The organism is Christensenella timonensis (genome assembly GCF_900087015.1).
Taxonomy (GTDB): domain Bacteria; phylum Bacillota; class Clostridia; order Christensenellales; family Christensenellaceae; genus Christensenella; species Christensenella timonensis.
The window spans coordinates 1,465,883-1,483,609 of record NZ_FLKP01000002.1 but is presented as its reverse complement, the minus strand read 5'-3'; the positions used below and the strand labels follow the sequence as shown (position 1 = coordinate 1,483,609).

Annotated in this window: 19 protein-coding genes; 13 read left to right on the top strand and 6 right to left on the bottom strand. The window is 50.4% G+C overall.

All coding sequences use genetic code 11. The features are described from left to right. Nucleotides 1–3 precede the first annotated feature (3 nt). Both BN6471_RS08470 and BN6471_RS08465 read left to right on the top strand, forming a co-directional pair. Complete coding sequence (locus BN6471_RS08470) at nucleotides 4–273, top strand: phage holin family protein (protein ID WP_066647697.1); 270 nt, start codon at nucleotides 4–6, stop codon at nucleotides 271–273. 109 nt (nucleotides 274–382) lie between these two features. Next, nucleotides 383–1,348, top strand: coding sequence for a GH25 family lysozyme (locus tag BN6471_RS08465; protein ID WP_066647695.1), 966 nt, complete (start codon nucleotides 383–385; stop codon nucleotides 1,346–1,348). A 339-nt stretch (nucleotides 1,349–1,687) separates the two neighbouring features. Here BN6471_RS08465 and tet(40) read toward each other — a convergent pair whose 3' ends face one another. Then, on the bottom strand, nucleotides 1,688–2,908 hold the full coding sequence (gene tet(40), locus BN6471_RS08460; RefSeq protein WP_066647693.1) for a tetracycline efflux MFS transporter Tet(40): 1,221 nt from the start codon (nucleotides 2,906–2,908) through the stop codon (nucleotides 1,688–1,690). 38 nt (nucleotides 2,909–2,946) lie between these two features. On the opposite strand from tet(40), the gene BN6471_RS12560 reads away from it, so the two are divergent. Continuing rightward, entirely contained in the window at nucleotides 2,947–3,084 is a 138-nt protein-coding gene (locus BN6471_RS12560; protein ID WP_242861853.1) for a recombinase family protein, read from the top strand. On the opposite strand, the gene BN6471_RS08455 is transcribed toward BN6471_RS12560, so the two are convergent. Then, complete coding sequence (locus tag BN6471_RS08455; protein WP_002586626.1) at nucleotides 3,076–3,843, bottom strand: class I SAM-dependent methyltransferase; 768 nt, start codon at nucleotides 3,841–3,843, stop codon at nucleotides 3,076–3,078. The genes BN6471_RS12560 and BN6471_RS08455 overlap by 9 nt on opposite strands. 50 nt (nucleotides 3,844–3,893) lie before the next feature. Continuing rightward, nucleotides 3,894–5,813 (bottom strand): tetracycline resistance ribosomal protection protein Tet(W), encoded by a 1,920-nt coding sequence (gene tet(W) / locus BN6471_RS08450; protein WP_066647691.1) that lies wholly within the window; start codon nucleotides 5,811–5,813, stop codon nucleotides 3,894–3,896. 874 nt (nucleotides 5,814–6,687) lie between these two features. Here tet(W) and BN6471_RS08445 point away from each other — a divergent pair. The 9 genes from BN6471_RS08445 (at nucleotide 6,688) to BN6471_RS08410 (ending at nucleotide 15,110) form a co-directional block, all read left to right on the top strand. Further along, nucleotides 6,688–7,005, top strand: a complete 318-nt coding sequence (locus BN6471_RS08445; RefSeq protein WP_066647689.1) for a hypothetical protein — start codon at nucleotides 6,688–6,690, stop codon at nucleotides 7,003–7,005. Continuing rightward, on the top strand, nucleotides 6,995–8,128 hold the full coding sequence (locus BN6471_RS08440) for a DUF2800 domain-containing protein (protein WP_066647688.1): 1,134 nt from the start codon (nucleotides 6,995–6,997) through the stop codon (nucleotides 8,126–8,128). The genes BN6471_RS08445 and BN6471_RS08440 overlap by 11 nt, the downstream gene beginning before the upstream one ends. Before the next feature lie 2 nt (nucleotides 8,129–8,130). After that, nucleotides 8,131–8,691, top strand: a complete 561-nt coding sequence (locus tag BN6471_RS08435) for a DUF2815 family protein (RefSeq protein ID WP_066647687.1) — start codon at nucleotides 8,131–8,133, stop codon at nucleotides 8,689–8,691. Nucleotides 8,692–8,709: 18 nt separating this feature from the next. Continuing rightward, nucleotides 8,710–8,973 (top strand): hypothetical protein, encoded by a 264-nt coding sequence (locus BN6471_RS08430; RefSeq protein ID WP_066647686.1) that lies wholly within the window; start codon nucleotides 8,710–8,712, stop codon nucleotides 8,971–8,973. Between the two features lie 74 nt (nucleotides 8,974–9,047). Next, entirely contained in the window at nucleotides 9,048–11,030 is a 1,983-nt protein-coding gene (locus BN6471_RS08425) for a DNA polymerase (RefSeq protein ID WP_066647683.1), read from the top strand. A 90-nt stretch (nucleotides 11,031–11,120) separates the two neighbouring features. Continuing rightward, nucleotides 11,121–11,540 (top strand): helix-turn-helix domain-containing protein, encoded by a 420-nt coding sequence (locus BN6471_RS08420; protein WP_066647680.1) that lies wholly within the window; start codon nucleotides 11,121–11,123, stop codon nucleotides 11,538–11,540. Then, nucleotides 11,537–11,707 (top strand): SHOCT domain-containing protein, encoded by a 171-nt coding sequence (locus tag BN6471_RS13085; RefSeq protein ID WP_167836628.1) that lies wholly within the window; start codon nucleotides 11,537–11,539, stop codon nucleotides 11,705–11,707. Before BN6471_RS08420 ends, BN6471_RS13085 begins: the two co-directional genes overlap by 4 nt. A 50-nt stretch (nucleotides 11,708–11,757) precedes the next feature. Next, nucleotides 11,758–13,545, top strand: coding sequence for a recombinase family protein (locus BN6471_RS08415; protein ID WP_066647678.1), 1,788 nt, complete (start codon nucleotides 11,758–11,760; stop codon nucleotides 13,543–13,545). Beyond that, nucleotides 13,524–15,110, top strand: coding sequence for a recombinase family protein (locus BN6471_RS08410; RefSeq protein WP_066647675.1), 1,587 nt, complete (start codon nucleotides 13,524–13,526; stop codon nucleotides 15,108–15,110). Before BN6471_RS08415 ends, BN6471_RS08410 begins: the two co-directional genes overlap by 22 nt. Before the next feature lie 53 nt (nucleotides 15,111–15,163). Here the strand turns inward: BN6471_RS08410 and BN6471_RS08405 are convergent, their stop codons facing one another. The 3 genes from BN6471_RS08405 to BN6471_RS08395 form a co-directional block, all read right to left on the bottom strand. Then, nucleotides 15,164–15,361 (bottom strand): SymE family type I addiction module toxin, encoded by a 198-nt coding sequence (locus BN6471_RS08405; RefSeq protein WP_066647670.1) that lies wholly within the window; start codon nucleotides 15,359–15,361, stop codon nucleotides 15,164–15,166. A gap of 170 nt (nucleotides 15,362–15,531) precedes the next feature. Beyond that, the gene (locus BN6471_RS08400) at nucleotides 15,532–15,765 is read right to left on the bottom strand and encodes a cytochrome C (protein ID WP_066647668.1); all 234 of its coding nucleotides are present in this window, start codon (nucleotides 15,763–15,765) and stop codon (nucleotides 15,532–15,534) included. Between the two features lie 54 nt (nucleotides 15,766–15,819). Then, nucleotides 15,820–16,533 (bottom strand): hypothetical protein, encoded by a 714-nt coding sequence (locus tag BN6471_RS08395; protein WP_082903413.1) that lies wholly within the window; start codon nucleotides 16,531–16,533, stop codon nucleotides 15,820–15,822. Nucleotides 16,534–17,147: 614 nt separating this feature from the next. Here BN6471_RS08395 and BN6471_RS08390 point away from each other — a divergent pair. Beyond that, nucleotides 17,148–17,384: a hypothetical protein gene (locus tag BN6471_RS08390; protein WP_014080336.1), complete on the top strand. Its 237-nt coding sequence runs from the start codon at nucleotides 17,148–17,150 to the stop codon at nucleotides 17,382–17,384. The last annotated feature ends 343 nt before the right edge of the window (nucleotides 17,385–17,727 follow it).

Genomic DNA, 17,727 nt, shown 5'->3' with positions numbered 1-17,727 from the left:
GCTATGGACTTTGGAATCGCTAGTGTGGCAGCAATCACGGTGATCGCCTATCTCGTCGGTATCGGCTGCAAGGCGGCTGGCTCCGTGAAGGATGAGCTGATCCCGGTGATCTGCGGTTGCGTCGGTGCCGTGCTCGGAATCGCCGGGCTGTATCTCATGCCGGACTTCCCAGCCAAGGATATCATCAACGCCCTCGCAGTCGGCATCGTGTCTGGTCTTGCAGCGACTGGTGTGAACCAGATCTACAAGCAGCTGACAAAGACCAATCAGTGAGAGGAGGTGATCCTCACATCCCGGCTGTCCCTTCCGTAAATGGGACAAACGCTTTGAAGCTCTCCGGCTCATTACCGGAGGGCTTTCTTTATGAAGGAGGAATAACATTATGGAAGTCAGAGGAATTGACGTCAGTCACTGGCAGGGAGCCATTGACTGGGCAAAAGTAAAAGCGTCCGGTATTCAGTTTGCGATTATCAAGTCTGGTGGATCCGATGCTGGATTCTATACAGATCCCAGATGGGAAGAAAACTATAGAAACGCCAAGGCAAATGGAATCGCTGTCGGAGCATATTATTTTGTCGGGCCTGGCTGCACTTCCGCAGCAGACGGAAAGGCAGATGCAGAACGCTTCCTTGCACAGCTCAAGGGAAAGCAGCTCGAATATCCTGTCTTTATTGATCTGGAAGCCACTGCTCCTTCTGCCAAGGCAGGCGCTACGGAAGCTACGATTGCATTCTGCCGAGCACTGGAAGCGGCTGGATATTTTGCAGGGATTTACAGCTCCACCGATTCCGGCTTCCGTGAGAGACTGGATGATTCCAAGCTCACGCCATTCACACATTGGGTCGCTCAGTATGCTTCCAAATGTACCTATTGCGGGGCTTACGGGATCTGGCAGTATTCTTCCACCGGCTCAGTAAACGGCATCAGCGGAAACGTCGATATGGATATTTCCTACATCGACTATCCGTCCACTATTAAGACCGGTGGATTCAACGGGTTTGCAAAGCAGCAGGCTCCTGCTCCCACTCCGGCACCAGCGCCGGCAAGAAAGAGCGTGGATGAAATCGCGCATGAAGTTCTGAGCGGTTCATGGGGAAACGGAGACGACAGGAAGAACCGTCTTGCTGCCGCTGGATACAGCTATGACGCTGTTCAGACCAGAGTAAATGAGCTGATGGGGGCCCATAGCCAGCCGCAGGTGATCTATTACACCGTGCGTTCCGGTGATACGCTCTCTGCCATTGCAAGGAAGTACGGCACATCTGTCGGCACAATCCAGAAGCTCAATCCTACGCTGATCCGAAATGTGAACCTGATCCAGGTTGGATGGAAAATCCGCGTAAAGTAAGAAATGGCCAGAAGACGACTCTTATGAGCTATCCTCTGGCCTTATTTTTTTCTCTACAAACTGGAATTGGTCATTCTTCTTTTTCTTCAGGAGTATCTTCATTTGGCTTGGAACTGATTTTTGAAACAATAATACCTGTGCAAGTAACAACTACCACACAAAGATACATTCCTATTCCTAATGCTCATGTACGGTAAAGTATCACAAGAAAATTATGTCGAATTGACAGCCGCCTCCGCTATACCGAATAAGGAAATAAAGAGTCCTCAAATTTTGCGCTACTAAATGAAGACGAGCGGAAGTAATCTCCCGCTCGTCAGTAAACTTAACTATGCCATATCAATCCCGCTTCTTTCCCGCCACCGGCACTAAGAACAGCGCGGGCAACAGCAGGAAAGCGGTACAGACCAGCCCCCAGGGTATGGACACCTGCTGGGCTACCAGCCCCACAATAGGCCCGCCGATGATCTGCCCGAAAGAGTCCAGCTGTCCGCTGGTGGAAAAGACTGTGGCGCGCATTTTCTCATCCACATGGTCGTTCATCCAGGCGGCCAGCACAGGCTCCTTGATGGTGCGCATAAGCCCCGCCAGCAGGAACATCAACAACATGAACCAAAAGCTCCGCCCCACCGCGAAGAGAACCAGGCACAGGATATACCCGGCGCTGGTGGACATGACCACACTGGTTCGGCTGACAGTCCCTTTTTTCTCCATGCGGGCGATGAGCAACTGAGAAGCCAGAATACCTAAGCCGCTGCCGATAAGACTGATAACACCGAACCAAGTGACGCTGTTCAGCGGCCCGATAACGGGTATTACCGTGTCATCCAGAAAATGAGCGGTGGAGAGCCGGTCAAAGCCTTCACTGGCAAGTCCCCCGCATAGTGTGATTGCTAAGAGCGCCAGCAACACAGGTGAGCCTTTCACAAAGCCCAGGTTGAGCTTGAACAGGCAGACAAAGTCTTTAAGCAAGCCCTGCCGTTCCTCAATAGCAGGGGAGAAGTTGGTTTCTGGCATGATGCGAACCAACACCAGCCCCAACAACAAGCACAAACTGCCCCCCAAGATGACAGGCATTTGCAGGTTTATGTTTCCCAGCAGTGTGCCCAGCACCACGCCCAGAACGCCGCCGATTTGCCCCATTTGACTGCCCCGCAGGAACACCTTGTCTATGGGTTTGTCCTCTTCCTCCGAGGCAATCCACGCCTCCAGAGCGCCGGTGATGAAGGTATCACCGCAACCCCAGACAACCTGGGCCAGCAGAACCGGCGCGAACCACGGTAGCGCACCCTCCATCAGAAAGCCCAGGCCGTAGAGGAACATTCCAATCAGCACCGAGCGCCGACGGCTATACAAATCCGCCACCACACCGGTGGGTATCTCGAACAGAAAGCAGGAGGTCTCCAGAACCGTCCCTACCAGGACAAGCTGGAAAGCATCCAGCTGCACCACCTCCAGTTGGTACACGATGGAAAGCACTGTGGACATAGAAACCGCCAGGGAAAAGACAAATCGGAACAGCAGGTAGACAGAATATGCCTTTGAATTTTTAGCAAACATGAAGTTACATTCTCCTTTACGAATCAGTGGGTTGTTTTGTGAAACTCCAGCGGCCCGGCTTCACCGAGATGATGGACGCTGTGGAGAGCGGCGCGGTCAAGACGGTCGTGACGAAAGACCTCTCACGCCTGGGACGGAATTATCTGCAAGTGGGCCTATTTCTGAATTTATTTTAAGCTATCACGTTTTACCTTCTTAAGCCTTACTATCATTACCATAGGAATTTCTTTGTTGGTTTTAAAACATTCTTCATAAAATCCATCAATGACAAATCCAGCTCTAAAACAAAGGTTAAAAATATCTTGTATGGAACGATGATAATAAATCTGCTCTTTCGGTTGCCCTTCAATCGCTATATCATAGTAACTGTGCGGTGTCATATATTTTTCAGTCAACGTGACAAAACAAGGGTGTTGCGTTGCAAAGACAAAAATTCCGCTTTCCTGCAACAGTTCATAAACAGCCATAAGAAGTGGTTCAATGTCCGTAATATCCATAATTGCCATATTAGAAACTGCTTTCGTAAAGGCTCGATTTCTTTTTAATTCTAATATACTTTTTCTATCGGTCGCATCCGCCACACAAAATTCAATTTGTTTTGCATATTGTGATTGCCGTCTTTTAGCCAATTCTATCATTTTTTTGCTGTAATCAAAAGCGACAACCGAAGCGCCTCTTTGTGCAAGATACGAAGAATAATTTCCATTGCCACACGCAATATCCAAAATGTAATCCGCAGGATTAGGAGATAGAAGTTCCGTTACTTTGGGACGCACTACCTCTCTGTGAAATTCATTAGATTCGTCACCCATTGCATTATCCCAAAATTGTGCGTTCTCCTCCCAGATTTTTTTACTTTCCTCTGTTCCCATGTTCTCTCCCACTCCCCAAATTTGCTTTTTTGCTTCCATTAAATCTTCCTTACTATATTCCATTGTTACCCTCCATAACTTCTGATTGTTGCCGTCTTGACGATTATGTATCTTTACATTACCTTCTGAAACATATGGCGCACCTTGTCCAGGCGGCTGTTTGGACGGCGGGGCTGGATGACTGGCTTGCCGACAGCGGCCTGATACCCTTTCAGTTCTGTAAGGCATACGCTCTGCCCGTTGGTGTAAAAGGCCAGATCAGTACGGTATGCCTGTATACAGCGGGCGGGAATCTCGCCAGTAAAGACAACTTCATCCTTTTTTTCCTGGACCGTTTCGATGGTGGCACAGTATTTCGGTGCATCATGATAAGCCCTGGAAAGGTATTCCTGGGGCGCATAGAGGATGAAGGAGAGATAAGGTTCCAGCAGCTGCGTCCCCGATTCCTTCAATGCCTGTTCCAATACAATCGGGGCCAATGAGCGGAAGTCCGCCGGCGTGCTGACCGGACTGTAATAAAGCCCGTATTCAAAGCAAATCTTACAGTCCGTTACGTTCCAGCCGAACAAGCCCTGCTCCAGCCCGTAACGGATACCATCCCTGACAGCGTTTTGAAAACTCTGGTTCAAGTATCCCAGCGAAACCCGGCTCTCGTATTGTACACCGGAGCCAAGCGGGAGTGGTGTAACAGACAGTCCGATGGATGCCCAAAACGGGTTGGGCGGCACCTCGATATGGATGGTGTGGCTGGCTGCTTTGAGCGGCCGCTCCATATAAATGACGGTGGGTTCCTTTACCACTGTTTCAAGCTTGTATTTTTCCGACAGCAAAGCGGAAACAACCTCCAACTGCACCCGGCCCAAAAAAGAAAGAATGATCTCATGGGTGATGGAATCCACTTCGCAACGCAAAAGCGGGTCAGTATCCGCAAGTTGCGTAAGAGCGTCCAGCAGCCGTTCTCTTTGCGCTGCCGTTTTCGGCGCAATCGACGTCCGCAGCATGGGGAGGGGGTCCTCACGCCACCTTTTACGAGGGAGCCGGGTTGGGTCCCCTAATACATCGTTTAACCTCACGCTGTCGCTGGGAAGGATAACAATTTCACCCGGATAAGCGGTGTCTGTCCGAACAATTTCCCCTTTGGATGGAATACGCATCTCTGTGATTTTCAGCTTTTCTCTCCCGGCCAGGGCCACCGTATCCCGCAGGCGCAGCGTTCCGCTGTATAGCCGTAGATAGACACGCCGCTGGCCGCAATCTGTATACTCCACCTTGAAAACGCTGCCGCATAGGGCGGCGCTCCCCTGTTCCCCAATCGGTTGGAACAGCCCTGTCACCGCATCCATCAACGGTTGAATGCCAAGGCCCTTTTTGGCGCTGCCATAATAGACCGGGAACAGGGAGGCGTCTTGAACCCGCCGCTGTTCCTCCCGCACAAGTTTTTCCCGGCTGATTGGTTCTCCTGCGATATACTTTTCCAATAATTTATCGTTATTTTCGATGACCGCATCCCATGCTTCTATGTCGGTATTTTCCTCCAGGACTATTTCCGGGGACAGCGACACCGTCTGCTTGATGATAATATCGGCGGAGAGCTTATCCCGAACAGACTGAACCACGCTCTGCAAATCAACGCCAGCCTGGTCGATCTTGTTGATAAAGATAACGGTGGGAATGTTCATTTTCCGCAGGGCATGGAACAGAATACGGGTCTGGGCCTGCACGCCATCTTTAGCGGAGATCACCAAGATGGCCCCATCTAAAACAGCCAAAGAGCGGTACACCTCCGCCAAAAAATCCATGTGGCCGGGCGTATCCACAATGTTAACTTTACATCTGTGCCACTGGAAGGAAGTGACTGCCGCTTGAATGGTAATCCCACGCTGCCGCTCCAAAAACATGGTGTCCGTCCTCGTTGTCCCTTTTTCGACGCTCCCCGGTTCTGAAATGGCTCCGCTGGCATATAGCAGGCTCTCCGTCAAGGTCGTCTTTCCAGCGTCTACATGGGCAAGAATTCCAATATTGATTATTTTCATGTGATTGTCCTCCCTTTACAGCCCCAAAGGGCATAAAAATCCCCAGCAGTAAAATACTTTTACCACTGGGGATTATAAGTTGCGGACATACACATATACAGCATACACCTGTTTGTGATTGCTGTTTTTGGGGATATGTCAAAATTGATAAGGCAAAAGTATTCTTAAATTGGGTACAAAAAACTAAGCCCCTACAAAAGGAGCTATCATAATCCTTTGTTCCCACTATTTGATTATAGTTTTATTTAAGAATACCTTGCCGCATATTTTTTACTCCTTTTCTGGATTAAATCATTGTATCACATCAGTTTTAGGAAAGCAAGTACCTAAAAGAAATTTTTCTTCCCCTTATATGTAACAATCATACCGGCTTCCTAGCGTTCAGAATGTTTTCTGCTGTCTGCTGTGGTGTTTGGTTGGAATTGTCCAACCAAAAGCCGATCCGTGGTGTTGTCTGCATTTTACTAAATACAAACTCCGATTTGTTGTTCTCTAATCTGATTCTATACCACTCTGATCTATACCGTTCAATAAATATCTGTTCCTTGCCTGAAGGTATCCTCTTCGAATGCCCGCAGGCTTTTTTTTATTTTTTCTCATTCAGGGGTGCGTTTCTCCCCTCCTTTCGAGGACGGAAGACATGAAGGGAGAACAACAAAGAATCGAGGTGATGACATGAAACTCAGACACAGAATCCGCATCAACGTCACGGACAGCTCCGGACGCAGGACAAAGGTAGTAAGCGGCGGTGTCCGCCACCTTCCGATGAAACTCCTCACAGCTCTCTTCGGGGAAAACACGGAAGTACTAATCCTCTCTCCTGGTCAGAGCGTCCAGTCAGTAGAAATCCATGAAATGAAAGGAGGCGAAACAAATGACTCAGGAAGAACTGCTTAAGGCAATCGCAGAAGATTTCCGCAGAACAGCCGACCACATTGAAAAGCTCACAGGTATAGAAAGCCCCGCCGATCCTAAAGCGGAAACGGCCCCGTCTGCAGAAAACGTACCGGATGAAAAGCCGGTGACACTCGAGGAAGTTCGCACGGTTCTCTCTGCAAAGAGCAGCGAAGGCTATGGAAGCCAGGTCCGCGATCTCATCCACTCATTCGGTGCAGAGAAGCTCAGCGCGGTCGATCCCTCGCACTACAGGGAAATGCTGAAGAAAGCTGAGGTGATCGGGAATGCCGGTTAATCACGCAATGCTCTCTCCTTCCAGTGCACACAGGTGGCTTCACTGTACGCCTTCCGCACTGCTCGAGAAGTCCTTCAGTGATACCAGCTCTCCTGCTTCAGCGGAAGGAACTGCCGCTCATGCCCTTGCTGACCACAAAGTAAAGCGAGCTCTCAAGCGTCGCAGCAAACGTCCGGTGTCTGATTACAACACAGACGAGATGGAGGAATGCACTGACGATTACCGCGACTTTGTCATGGAGCAGCTTGGCAAGGAAAGACAGACCTGCAGTGATGCTCAGGCTTACACGGAGATCGAACTTGACCTTTCAGCTTACATTCCGCATGGCTTTGGGACCAGCGACTGCATCATTGTTTCCGATAACAAGATGCATGTCATTGATCTGAAGTACGGTCAGGGAGTGCTCGTGGAGTCAGAAGAAAACCCGCAGATGATGCTCTATGCACTCGGCGCACTGGATCTCTTCGGAGATCTGTATAACTTCGAGGAAGTATCGCTGACCATCTTCCAGCCGAGACGAGACAATATTTCGACCTGGAACACCACGGTATCACACCTCAGGGAATGGGCAGATGAAGTCTTAAAACCTAAAGTTGCTCTGGCCAATGAAGGACTCGGCGATTACTGCTCCGGCGACTGGTGCCGCTTTTGCAAAGCAGCAGTCAAGTGCCGTGCAAGAGCCGAAAAGCAGCTCGCTCTCGCAAAGTACGAATTCCAGAAGCCACCCCTCCTCTCGGATGAAGAGATTGATGAGATCCTTCCCGATCTCGATCCACTGATGAAATGGGCTGAAGATCTGATGCAGTATGCCACAGATGAAGCTGCCGAACATGGGAAGAAGTGGAAAACCTACAAACTTGTCGAGGGACGCTCAAAGAGAAAGTACACAGATGAGCAGGCTGTATCAGAGGCCGCGAAGAATGCCGGCTATACCGACATTTACAGGAGAAGCCTCATCCCCATCACGGAAATGGAACGCCTGATGGGTAAGAAAACGTTCCATGAAGTCCTTGGCGGACTTGTGATGAAGCCGCCGGGTAAACCAACGCTCGTACCGAGATCGGACGGGCGACCGGAAATAATGGCAAATGATGTTCATAACGAATTCAAGGAGGAAATTTAATTATGCCTACTAACAATCATTCTACAAAAGTCGTAACCGGTATCGTAAGACTCTCTTATGCAAATGTATGGGAACCGAAGTCCATCAACGGCGGCAAGGAAAAGTACAGCGTTTCGCTGATCATCCCGAAGTCCGACAAGAAGACGATTGACGCCATCAACAAGGCAGTCGATGCCGCTATCGAGGACGGCATCAGCAAGTTCGGCGGCAAGAAGCCGAACAAGGCTGCGATCAAGCTCCCTCTCCGCGACGGTGATATTGAGCGTGATGACGAGGCCTACAAGGACAGCTTCTTCGTCAATGCCAACAGCACCACTCCGCCCCAGATCGTTGATGCTCATGTTCAGCCGATTCTTGATCGCAGCGAAGTTTACAGCGGCTGCTATGCAAGGGTATCTGTCACTTTCTACGCTTTCAACTCCAACGGAAACAAGGGCGTGGCCTGCGGCCTTGGTAACATTCAGAAGATCAGGGACGGAGAGCCTCTCGGCGGTCATAGCAGTGCTGCTGATGATTTCTCCGACTTCTCCGATAACACCGGCGATGATGATTTTCTTGGCTGATAGCAGAAAGGCAACGATATGAAAGACATTCTTAATACAGTTCTCTACATCATCTACGCCCTCTTCGGGCTCGGCGGACTGGGCCTCACGATCTCCATGGTCGTGATCTCCATCCGGAATACCAAGCGCGATGATGCGTATGAGAAGGAACTGCACGATCAGAAGATGAAAAATCAGGCAGCCGCCGCAGAGCGTGACAAGGAATTCGCAGTGCAAAAGCAGCAGTGGGATAAAGAATACCACGAAAGACGCATGGCTGCTCTCGAAGATCTGAAGCACTGACAACTGAATAACGGCAACATGTAACGGCGGCGGGAGGCAGAATTCCCGCCGCTCATTTTTTATGGAGACACATTATGAAATCACTTAGTATCGATCTCGAAACATTCTCAGATGTCGATCTGAACAAGTCTGGTGTGTACCGGTACACGGAAAGTCCGGCCTTTGAGATTCTTCTCTTCGGATTTGCCAGAGATGATGATCCGGTAACCGTCCTGGATCTGACTGCCGGCGATACTGTTCCTGAAGATGTTCTGGATGCACTAACAGACGAAACAGTGACAAAGTGGGCATTTAATGCAAGCTTTGAACGCATCTGCCTGTCAGCATATCTCCGGAAATATTATCCGGAGCGCTTCGTTTCCTACAGCATCCCGGAAGACGCTGTCGGGAATTACCTGAATCCTGCGTCCTGGCGCTGTTCCATGATCTGGTCCGCCTATCTGGGGCTTCCGCTCTCCCTGAAAGGTGTCGGCGAAGCCCTCGCCCTTGAGGAGCAGAAAATGACTGAAGGCCGTGATCTCATTCGCTATTTCTGCATGCCATGCAAGCCGACGAAATCAAACGGCGGCAGGACACGGAATCTCCCCTCTGACGCACCGGATAAATGGGAGGTCTTTAAGAAATACAACCGCCGCGATGTCGAGGTGGAAATGTCCATCAAAAATCACCTGCGTAACTTCCCTGTCCCGGAATCGGTCTGGGAGGAATACCACATCGATCAGGAGATCAACGACAGGGGCATTCTTGTAGACCTTGAGATGGCAGAACAGGCCATTGCAATTGACAGCCGGTCAAGAGCCTCTCTTACCGAGAAGCTCAAGAAGCTGACCGGTCTTTCCAATCCGAACTCTGTCGTGCAGATGAAGGACTGGCTGAGTGCCCACGGCCTTAAGACAGATACCCTTGGCAAGAAGGCTGTGGCATCCCTTCTGGAAACTGCTCCGGATGATCTGAAGGAAGTGTTAAAGCTCCGTCAGCAGATTGCCAAATCCTCTGTAAAGAAGTATCAGGCCATGCAGAACGCTGCCTGCCGGGACCACAGAGCAAGAGGAATGTTCCAGTTCTATGGGGCAAACCGCAGCGGACGATTTTCCGGGCGGCTGATTCAGTTACAGAACCTTCCTCAGAATCACATGCCGGATCTGGCGGAGGCAAGAGCCCTCGTAAAAAACGGTGACTATGACTCTCTTGATCTTCTCTATGATTCCGTTCCGAACGTTCTGTCCGAGCTGATCCGGACTGCTTTTATCCCCCGTCCTGGCATGAAATTCATCGTCAGCGACTTCTCTTCCATCGAGGCAAGAGTCCTGGCTTATCTCTCTGGTGAACAGCATACGATGGACTCCTTTGCCAGAGGAGAAGATATCTATTGTGCTACGGCATCAGCGATGTTCCATAAGCCGGTCGTCAAACACGGCATCAACGGTGAGCTCCGGCAGAAAGGTAAGATCGCGGTTCTCGCCTGCGGCTATGGCGGCTCCGTCGGCGCTCTGAAGGCGATGGGAGCGCTCGACATGGGACTGCAGGAAGAGGAACTTCAGCCGATTGTGGACGCATGGCGTGCCGCCAATCCGCATATTACAAAGTTCTGGTGGGACGTCGACCGTGCTGTGAAGGAGGTTATCCGGACAAAGGGAACCCGGGAAGTCAGAGGAATCCGGTTCTTCTACAAAAGCCAGCTGCTCTTTATCCATCTTCCTTCCGGCAGAGATCTGGCCTACGTGAAGCCGATGATCCAGCCGAATCAGTATGGCGGCGAATCCATCACATACATGGGCATTGGATCCACGAAGAAGTGGGAACGCATCGAATCATACGGTCCGAAGATCGTGGAGAACATTACCCAGGCGATCAGCCGCGACATTCTCTGCTACGCCATGCGGACGCTCTCCCACTGCTTTATCTGCGCTCATGTGCATGATGAGCTGATCATCGAATGCGGCATGGACGTATCCGTCGACGCGGTCTGCGAGCAGATGGGCAGAACTCCTCCGTGGGCACCCGGCCTTCTGCTCCGTGCGGACGGCTACGAATGCGAATTTTATAAGAAAGACTGACGTTTCTGACGGGCAGACGCACTTTTTAATCCGAAGGGGTGCGTTTTGCCCGTCTTTTTGAGGACGGAAGACATGAAGGAGGTGCTCATCATGACCGATGAACAGAAAACCCGTATCTTCCGTATGAGAGAACAGGGAATGAGCTATGACGCGATTGCCGAAGCCCTCTCCCTTTCCAAGAATACCGTCAAGTCTTACTGCCGCAGAAACGGCTTCGCCGGAAAGCGTGTCCCGGCGCAGAAAACCGCTGAAGAACCCGCTGAGTTCTGCCCGAACTGCGGAAAGCCTGTCCGGCAGATTCCGGGAAGAAAACATATCCGGTTCTGCAGCAGTGCCTGCCGTCAGGAATGGTGGAACAGCCATCTGGACCAGGTGCATCGGAAAGCGGTATATGACTTCACCTGCGCATGCTGCGGCAGACCCTTTTCCGCCTATGGCAACGCACACCGGAAATACTGCTCTCACGCATGCTACATCAAAGCGAGATTCAAAGGAGGCGCTGAGCAGTGAATAAAGAAAAATGCGAAGCCGAGCGCCACTACCAGGCGAGCCTGTCGGCAGCAAAATCCATGCTGAAATCCGGCATCATCACCCGGAAGGAATACGATGAAATTGATACAATCCTGCTCCGCAAATACCGCCCTGTTTTCGGCACTTTATTCTCAGATAACGCTTGATACCATCGGCGGGTCTGAGTGATGAATAGACACGGAAAGGAGCTGATTTCATGAAGAAAATTACAGAAATCAAAAAGATGAAACCGGTCCTGCCGGAGCGGAAAAAGGTCGCTGCCTACTGCCGTGTATCCATGGAAACAGAACGGCTGCACCATTCCCTCTCGGCGCAGGTATCCCGTTACAGCGAACTGATCCAGAGCAATCCACAGTGGGAGTTCGCCGGGATCTACGCCGACGAGGGCATCAGCGGAACGAAAGCCGGATCACGACCTGAGTTTATGCGGATGGTCGCCGACTGTGAATCCGGAAAAATTGACATCGTCCTGACGAAAAGCATCAGCCGTTTCGCCAGAAACACTGTCGACCTTCTGGAAACCGTCCGCCACCTGAAAGACATCGGCGTTGAGGTGCGGTTTGAGAAGGAAAACATCCGATCCCTCAGCGATGACGGGGAACTGATGCTCACTCTCCTCGCTTCCTTCGCTCAGGAAGAATCGCGTTCCATATCCGAGAATGAAAAATGGAGCGTGAAGAAGCGCATGGAACAGGGCATCCCGACAGCGAAGCCCCCGATTCTCGGATACAAATGGGTCGGCAATCACCTCGAGGTAGTACCGGAAGAAGCCGCTGTCGTAAAGCGCATCTTTCAGAACTTCCTGGACGGAAAGTCCCGGCTGGAGACAGAACGTGAGCTTGAAGCGGAAGGCATTCGCTCCGTGAACGGAAACGTCATGCGAGACTCACAGCTCAAGCACATTCTCAACAACATCACTTATACGGGCAATACGCTCCTGCAAAAGGAATTCGTCGAGGATCCGATCACGAAGAAAAGGCGTAAGAACAGGGGGCAGTTGCCTCAGTACTACATCGAGAATACGCATGAAGCTATCATCGATATGAAAACCTGGCAATACGTGCAGGATGAAATGGAACGGCGCAGAAAGCTTGGGGCTCTTGCCAACAAGAGCCTGAATATCTGCTGCTTCACCGGCAAAATCAAATGCCCCTACTGTGGACTCAGCTATATGCACAATCGTCGAAAAAAGAATGGTCATGAGCAAGAATTCTGGGTTTGTGGCAGTAAAAAGAAAAAGAGAACGCCCGATAATAATTGCCCGGTCGGCGGTACAATCAGTGAAAAGGCTCTCGAGAAAGCCTGCTGCGAAGTGCTCGAAATCCCCGAATTTGACGAGGCTGTATTTCTTGAAAAGGTTGACCATATCGAAGTGCCGGAGAAATACACGCTCCAATTCTTCTTAAAAGATGGAACGGAGATCACCCGTCCTGCTCCGAATACCGGCCATCAGGACTGCTGGACAGCGGAATACCGGGCTGAGACTTCAAAGAAACGCCGCGAGCATCCCTACGCCAAAGGCACAACAGAGCTTTCCGGAAGAATCAAATGCGCTGCATGCGGCTGTAATTTCCGTCGCTGCACGCAGCCTGCTTCCAATCCGAAAAAGCCGAAAATGCACTATTGGCGCTGCTCAGCTCATGGTAAAGGTTGCATAACTGTTGGATTACGCGAGGACGTCCTGAAGACGCAGATCGCCGAGGTGATGGGAATTCCTAAATATGATGCGGAACTTTTCAAACAGCGGATCGAGGTCATCTATGTGAAAGACAAGGATCTTCTTGAATTTCATTTCAGGGATGGCCGGATTCAGACGATGCATTATATCCCACCGGAAAAGACCTTCAAACCCCGGAGCGAAGAAGCCAGGGATCATATGAGGAAGCTCATGCAGGAACGTTGGACGCCGGAAGCCAAAGCGGAAATGTCAGAGAAGATGAAACAGATAAGGAGTGAGAAATTTTGGAACAGCAGCGGAAAGTAAAAACCATACCGGCCACGCTGAAGCAGTTCACCTCGGCACCCATCGGTGAGACGAAAAAGCGCCGTGTCGCTGCCTACGCCCGGGTTTCCACCGACCACGACGAACAGTTCACGAGTTACGAGGCGCAGATCGACTACTACACAAAATATATCAAAGGCCGCGATGACTGGGAATTCGTCAAGGTTTATACCGACGAGGGCATCACTGGAACGAGTACCAAGCACCGTGAAGGTTTCAAGCAGATGGTCGCGGACGCGCTGGACGGAAAGATCGATCTCATTGTCACAAAATCCGTCAGCCGGTTTGCCCGGAACACGGTCGACAGCCTTACTACGATCCGGGAACTCAAGGAAAAAGGCGTCGAGTGCTATTTTGAAAAGGAGAACATCTGGACCTTCGACGGCAAGGGAGAACTGCTGATCACAATCATGTCGTCCCTTGCTCAGGAAGAATCCCGCAGCATCTCCGAGAACTGCACCTGGGGTCAGAGAAAACGGTTCGCCGACGGCAAGGTGACGGTTCCGTTCAAACGGTTCCTCGGCTACGACCGGGGACCGAACGGCGAGCTGATCGTAAATGAAGAACAGGCCAAACTTGTGAAACGGATCTACCGGATGTTCATGGAAGGCATGACACCGCACGGAATTGCATCAAAGCTCACGAAGGAAGGCATACCATCACCTGGCGGTAAGGAGAGATGGTGGGAAGGAACTGTAAAAGCCATGTTATCCAACGAAAAGTACAAAGGAGACGCCCTTCTGCAGAAGTCCTTCACTGTCGACTTTCTTACCAAGAAAACAAAGGTTAACGAAGGAGAGATCCCTCAGTACTACGTCGAACAGGATCATGCGGCAATCATCGAGCCGGAGATCTTCGACCAGGTTCAGGACGAGCTGAAACGCCGCTTCCCCGGCAAAAACCGGCACAGCGGTGTTCATGTTTTTTCAAGCAAGATCAAATGCGGACAGTGCGGAAGCTGGTACGGCTCCAAGGTCTGGCATTCCAATGACAAATACCGCAGGATGATCTGGCGGTGCAATCACAAGTACGACGGCGGTGAGAAATGCACGACTCCGGTTCTCACGGATGATGAGATCAAGGGAAAATACATCTCGGCAGTGAACACGCTGTTCAAGGACAAGGATTCCATCCTTTCCGACTTCGAGGAGATTCTCGCCGGACCGCTCTACAGCACCGATGCCCTAAAGGAAAAGGAACGCGAGTACGAAGACGAGATGAACGTTGCCGCCGACCTTGTCCAGAAAGAGATCCGGCAGAACGCCGTTGCCCCGCAGAATCAGGAAGCATACCAGAAACGATACGATTCCCTTACCGAACGATTCAACACAGCGAAGAAGAATCTCGCGGAAGTTGAAAACGAGATCTCCAGAAAGGAACTCACACGCTCGTCAATCAGGCAGTTCCTCGATACCCTGCGGAAACAGACCGATCTTGTAACGGAATTCGATGCGGCGCAGTTTCAGAGCCTTGTCGATTTCATCACCGTCTACAGCAAAAACGACATCCGAGTTACATTCCGGAACGGGATGGAAATCAAAGCATAACCATACAAAATACGCCGTCTTCGATTCGATATGAGTCGAAGGCGGCGTTTTTCTTATTCTGAAAATTGTCCTTGTTCTTCTCTCGGCACGATAACCAGCCTGCCGTTCTGGCACTGCACATCCACCTTCGTACCGGCAGGGAAGCCATACTTCTCAAGCCATTGTCCCTTCAGAATAATTGTCGAGGTCGGCTTATAATGATAGCCGCCGCTCTCGCATACAGTCAGTTTCCGTACGTTGTTCTGCTCCATAAACTCTCCTATCCGCGCATAGAAAAAGCGCTGTCACAATATAATTATTCCGGGGGGAGGAATCATCATGTCCGAAGGACACGACTGGCATCGAGAAGAAAATCATGATGCCGATACGATTTGTTAATTACAGAATAATGCTGTAACAGCGCCGGAGCAAGTGTTTTTTCTCAGTTCTTATCCTCTTCCGCTTCAGGATCGCTTTCGCGGTCGTACGTATACACCGCGCCGGACGCCTGAAACTTTGCGAGATTCTCCAGCATGATCTTACCGATCTCCGTGGGATCATAGTCGCAGGCAGAGCAGATCAGCCGCAGTCCGTCCGGAGTCAGTATACGGCCATGCTCACGGTCATAGATAAGCCTGCGGTATTCTTCGTACTGTTTGTTTGTAATCTTCTGCATTTTGTTTTCCTATACGCCATCCGTAGTTTCTGGAAATACGCTCATAGCTGTTCATCAAAACATATTCTTGGCAATTACAGCCGCATTGTTTCTGCCTTCGCGATGATCAGAGCCTGTCTTGGCAAATGTGGTCTTGTACCTTCCGTCCCCATAATATGTAAGCCTATAATGCTTTCCTTCTTCTGTAATCACAAAGCCAAGATCCATCAGCTGCTGCCGTAAAGTTCCACTCATTGTTTTATAGTCTTTCAACAGGTTTTTAATCGTTTCAATCCGCTCAGCAGTCAATCCTTGGTAATGATTCTTTTTAAGGATATCCCTATACACATCGTATCTGCGCGTCTTTTCTTTTGTATTTTTCAGTTTTTCATCAACGGCATCCAACACCATCTCGCGAATTTCGCCTTGATAGAATTCCTCTTCGTCACCGAGAAAAATAATAGGAACATCCTCAGTATCGCTTAATTTTGCTCTTAGTCCCTGGTTTTCCTGCTGAAGCGAATAAATGTCCCTAGTCAGTTCTTCAATCCTGTTATGCAGATCATCGTTCTCGCTTTGAAGTTTAACGTTTTCTTGATCAAATGTTTCCTGATATTCCTGGAACTCTGCTTCAGCGTGTTGCCGTGCGGTTTCGGCAGCCATCTTTTCTGCTCGGTTACTGCTCCATTTGTCTCGAAGCAAAGAGTTATTTACTCCAGCCCACGTATAAAGTGGTGGAATGGTCTGCACGTTCATATAGCGGAATACAGCATTAGCGACTTTATTCATCAATATGCTGGCTTCGTTGGCATATTCCCGGTATATATACCGTCTGTGGTTGCCATTCGGGAAATAAATGCCAATCCCACCGAAATATTCATTACTGTCATTGCAACGTGTACGGATCGCATAATTATCCGATTTGTCCTGTTGAAGCAGGACATGCGCAGCACCCTTCAGTTTAGGTCAGTTTACAAGGAACTACACGCAGACCGTGAAACGGGCTGCTGACAACAAACGGCGCTATGCTCCCGGCTGGGTGCATAGCACCTGTTTGTTGCGGGGGTTTCCAAAGGGGGCAGCGCCCCATTTGGCACACGACTTTGCGGAGCAAAGTGTAGTGTGTTATACGCTCTGTCGGCGTTGCCCTGAAAATACCGTTGCCGCCGGGGAGGGCAAGGGCATTTGACGCGGCAGGAAAGCAGGGCTTTGTTTGGGGCTGGTAAGCCGGAAACAAAGGGCTGATTTCAGCAGCAGACAGGGCGTATTATGAAAGCCCCCGTCCCTCGTCCTCCGCCCCCGGCCTATGGGACAAAAAGTCCCAAAGCTCTGGACACCGTGACCAGATGTGTGGCCACACTCCGGGAAAAGTAGCAGGACGGCAGGAAACCGTCAAGGCTGAAATGAATGGGCTGACGCCCGGCCTTGACCGTTCCCCGCCGCCCCGCTGGATGGGTGGACAAGGTGGCCAATCCCTAAAAGTGTTTGGCCGCACTCGTTCATTTTGGGGCCTTTCTTCTCCCAAAATTGAAATGGGCGGGAAAGCCCTAAAATGGCTTTCCCGCCTTGATTACCCATTAGCAAAGACGGGCGAGACTGTCAACGGCGGCGCTGAAAGCGCCGTTCATCTTGACCGTTGACTGGCTCGCCTGGCTTTGCTACTGCCCGTAAGAGATGGAAAAACAAGATGGAAAACAAGGTTAAAAATGGTTGACAAGTCTATCGGATGTGTGTTATACTGTGCGACAGTTTGAGATTGGAAGGAGGCTTACGTGTGTTAATTTGTGTACGCTAATAAGCAATAAAAAGTAGAAGTACCTTTCCACATGATGGTGGGCTTTTTTTGCGTGCGTATGCAAAGGAACACGTAGGTTTGACACGAGCAGTCTTTGAACTGTATCGTGGTGTTTTTTCGTGCTTTGTTGTTATGCAGGCGTCTGCCCTCTCTGTGGGACAACGCCTGCTTTTTATTGCAGAAACAAA

Bases quoted from the DNA above. Each gene is read 5' to 3' on its own strand.
- BN6471_RS08470 (WP_066647697.1), top strand. From the start codon at position 4: ATGGACTTTGGAATCGCTAGTGTGGCAGCAATCACGGTGATCGCCTAT.
- BN6471_RS08465 (WP_066647695.1), top strand. From the start codon at position 383: ATGGAAGTCAGAGGAATTGACGTCAGTCACTGGCAGGGAGCCATTGAC.
- BN6471_RS08455 (WP_002586626.1), bottom strand. From the start codon at position 3,843: ATGGAATATAGTAAGGAAGATTTAATGGAAGCAAAAAAGCAAATTTGG.
- BN6471_RS08445 (WP_066647689.1), top strand. From the start codon at position 6,688: ATGACTCAGGAAGAACTGCTTAAGGCAATCGCAGAAGATTTCCGCAGA.
- BN6471_RS08440 (WP_066647688.1), top strand. From the start codon at position 6,995: ATGCCGGTTAATCACGCAATGCTCTCTCCTTCCAGTGCACACAGGTGG.
- BN6471_RS08435 (WP_066647687.1), top strand. From the start codon at position 8,131: ATGCCTACTAACAATCATTCTACAAAAGTCGTAACCGGTATCGTAAGA.
- BN6471_RS08430 (WP_066647686.1), top strand. From the start codon at position 8,710: ATGAAAGACATTCTTAATACAGTTCTCTACATCATCTACGCCCTCTTC.
- BN6471_RS08425 (WP_066647683.1), top strand. From the start codon at position 9,048: ATGAAATCACTTAGTATCGATCTCGAAACATTCTCAGATGTCGATCTG.
- BN6471_RS08420 (WP_066647680.1), top strand. From the start codon at position 11,121: ATGACCGATGAACAGAAAACCCGTATCTTCCGTATGAGAGAACAGGGA.
- BN6471_RS08415 (WP_066647678.1), top strand. From the start codon at position 11,758: ATGAAGAAAATTACAGAAATCAAAAAGATGAAACCGGTCCTGCCGGAG.
- BN6471_RS08405 (WP_066647670.1), bottom strand. From the start codon at position 15,361: ATGGAGCAGAACAACGTACGGAAACTGACTGTATGCGAGAGCGGCGGC.
- BN6471_RS08400 (WP_066647668.1), bottom strand. From the start codon at position 15,765: ATGCAGAAGATTACAAACAAACAGTACGAAGAATACCGCAGGCTTATC.
- BN6471_RS08395 (WP_082903413.1), bottom strand. From the start codon at position 16,533: ATGAATAAAGTCGCTAATGCTGTATTCCGCTATATGAACGTGCAGACC.
- BN6471_RS08390 (WP_014080336.1), top strand. From the start codon at position 17,148: ATGAATGGGCTGACGCCCGGCCTTGACCGTTCCCCGCCGCCCCGCTGG.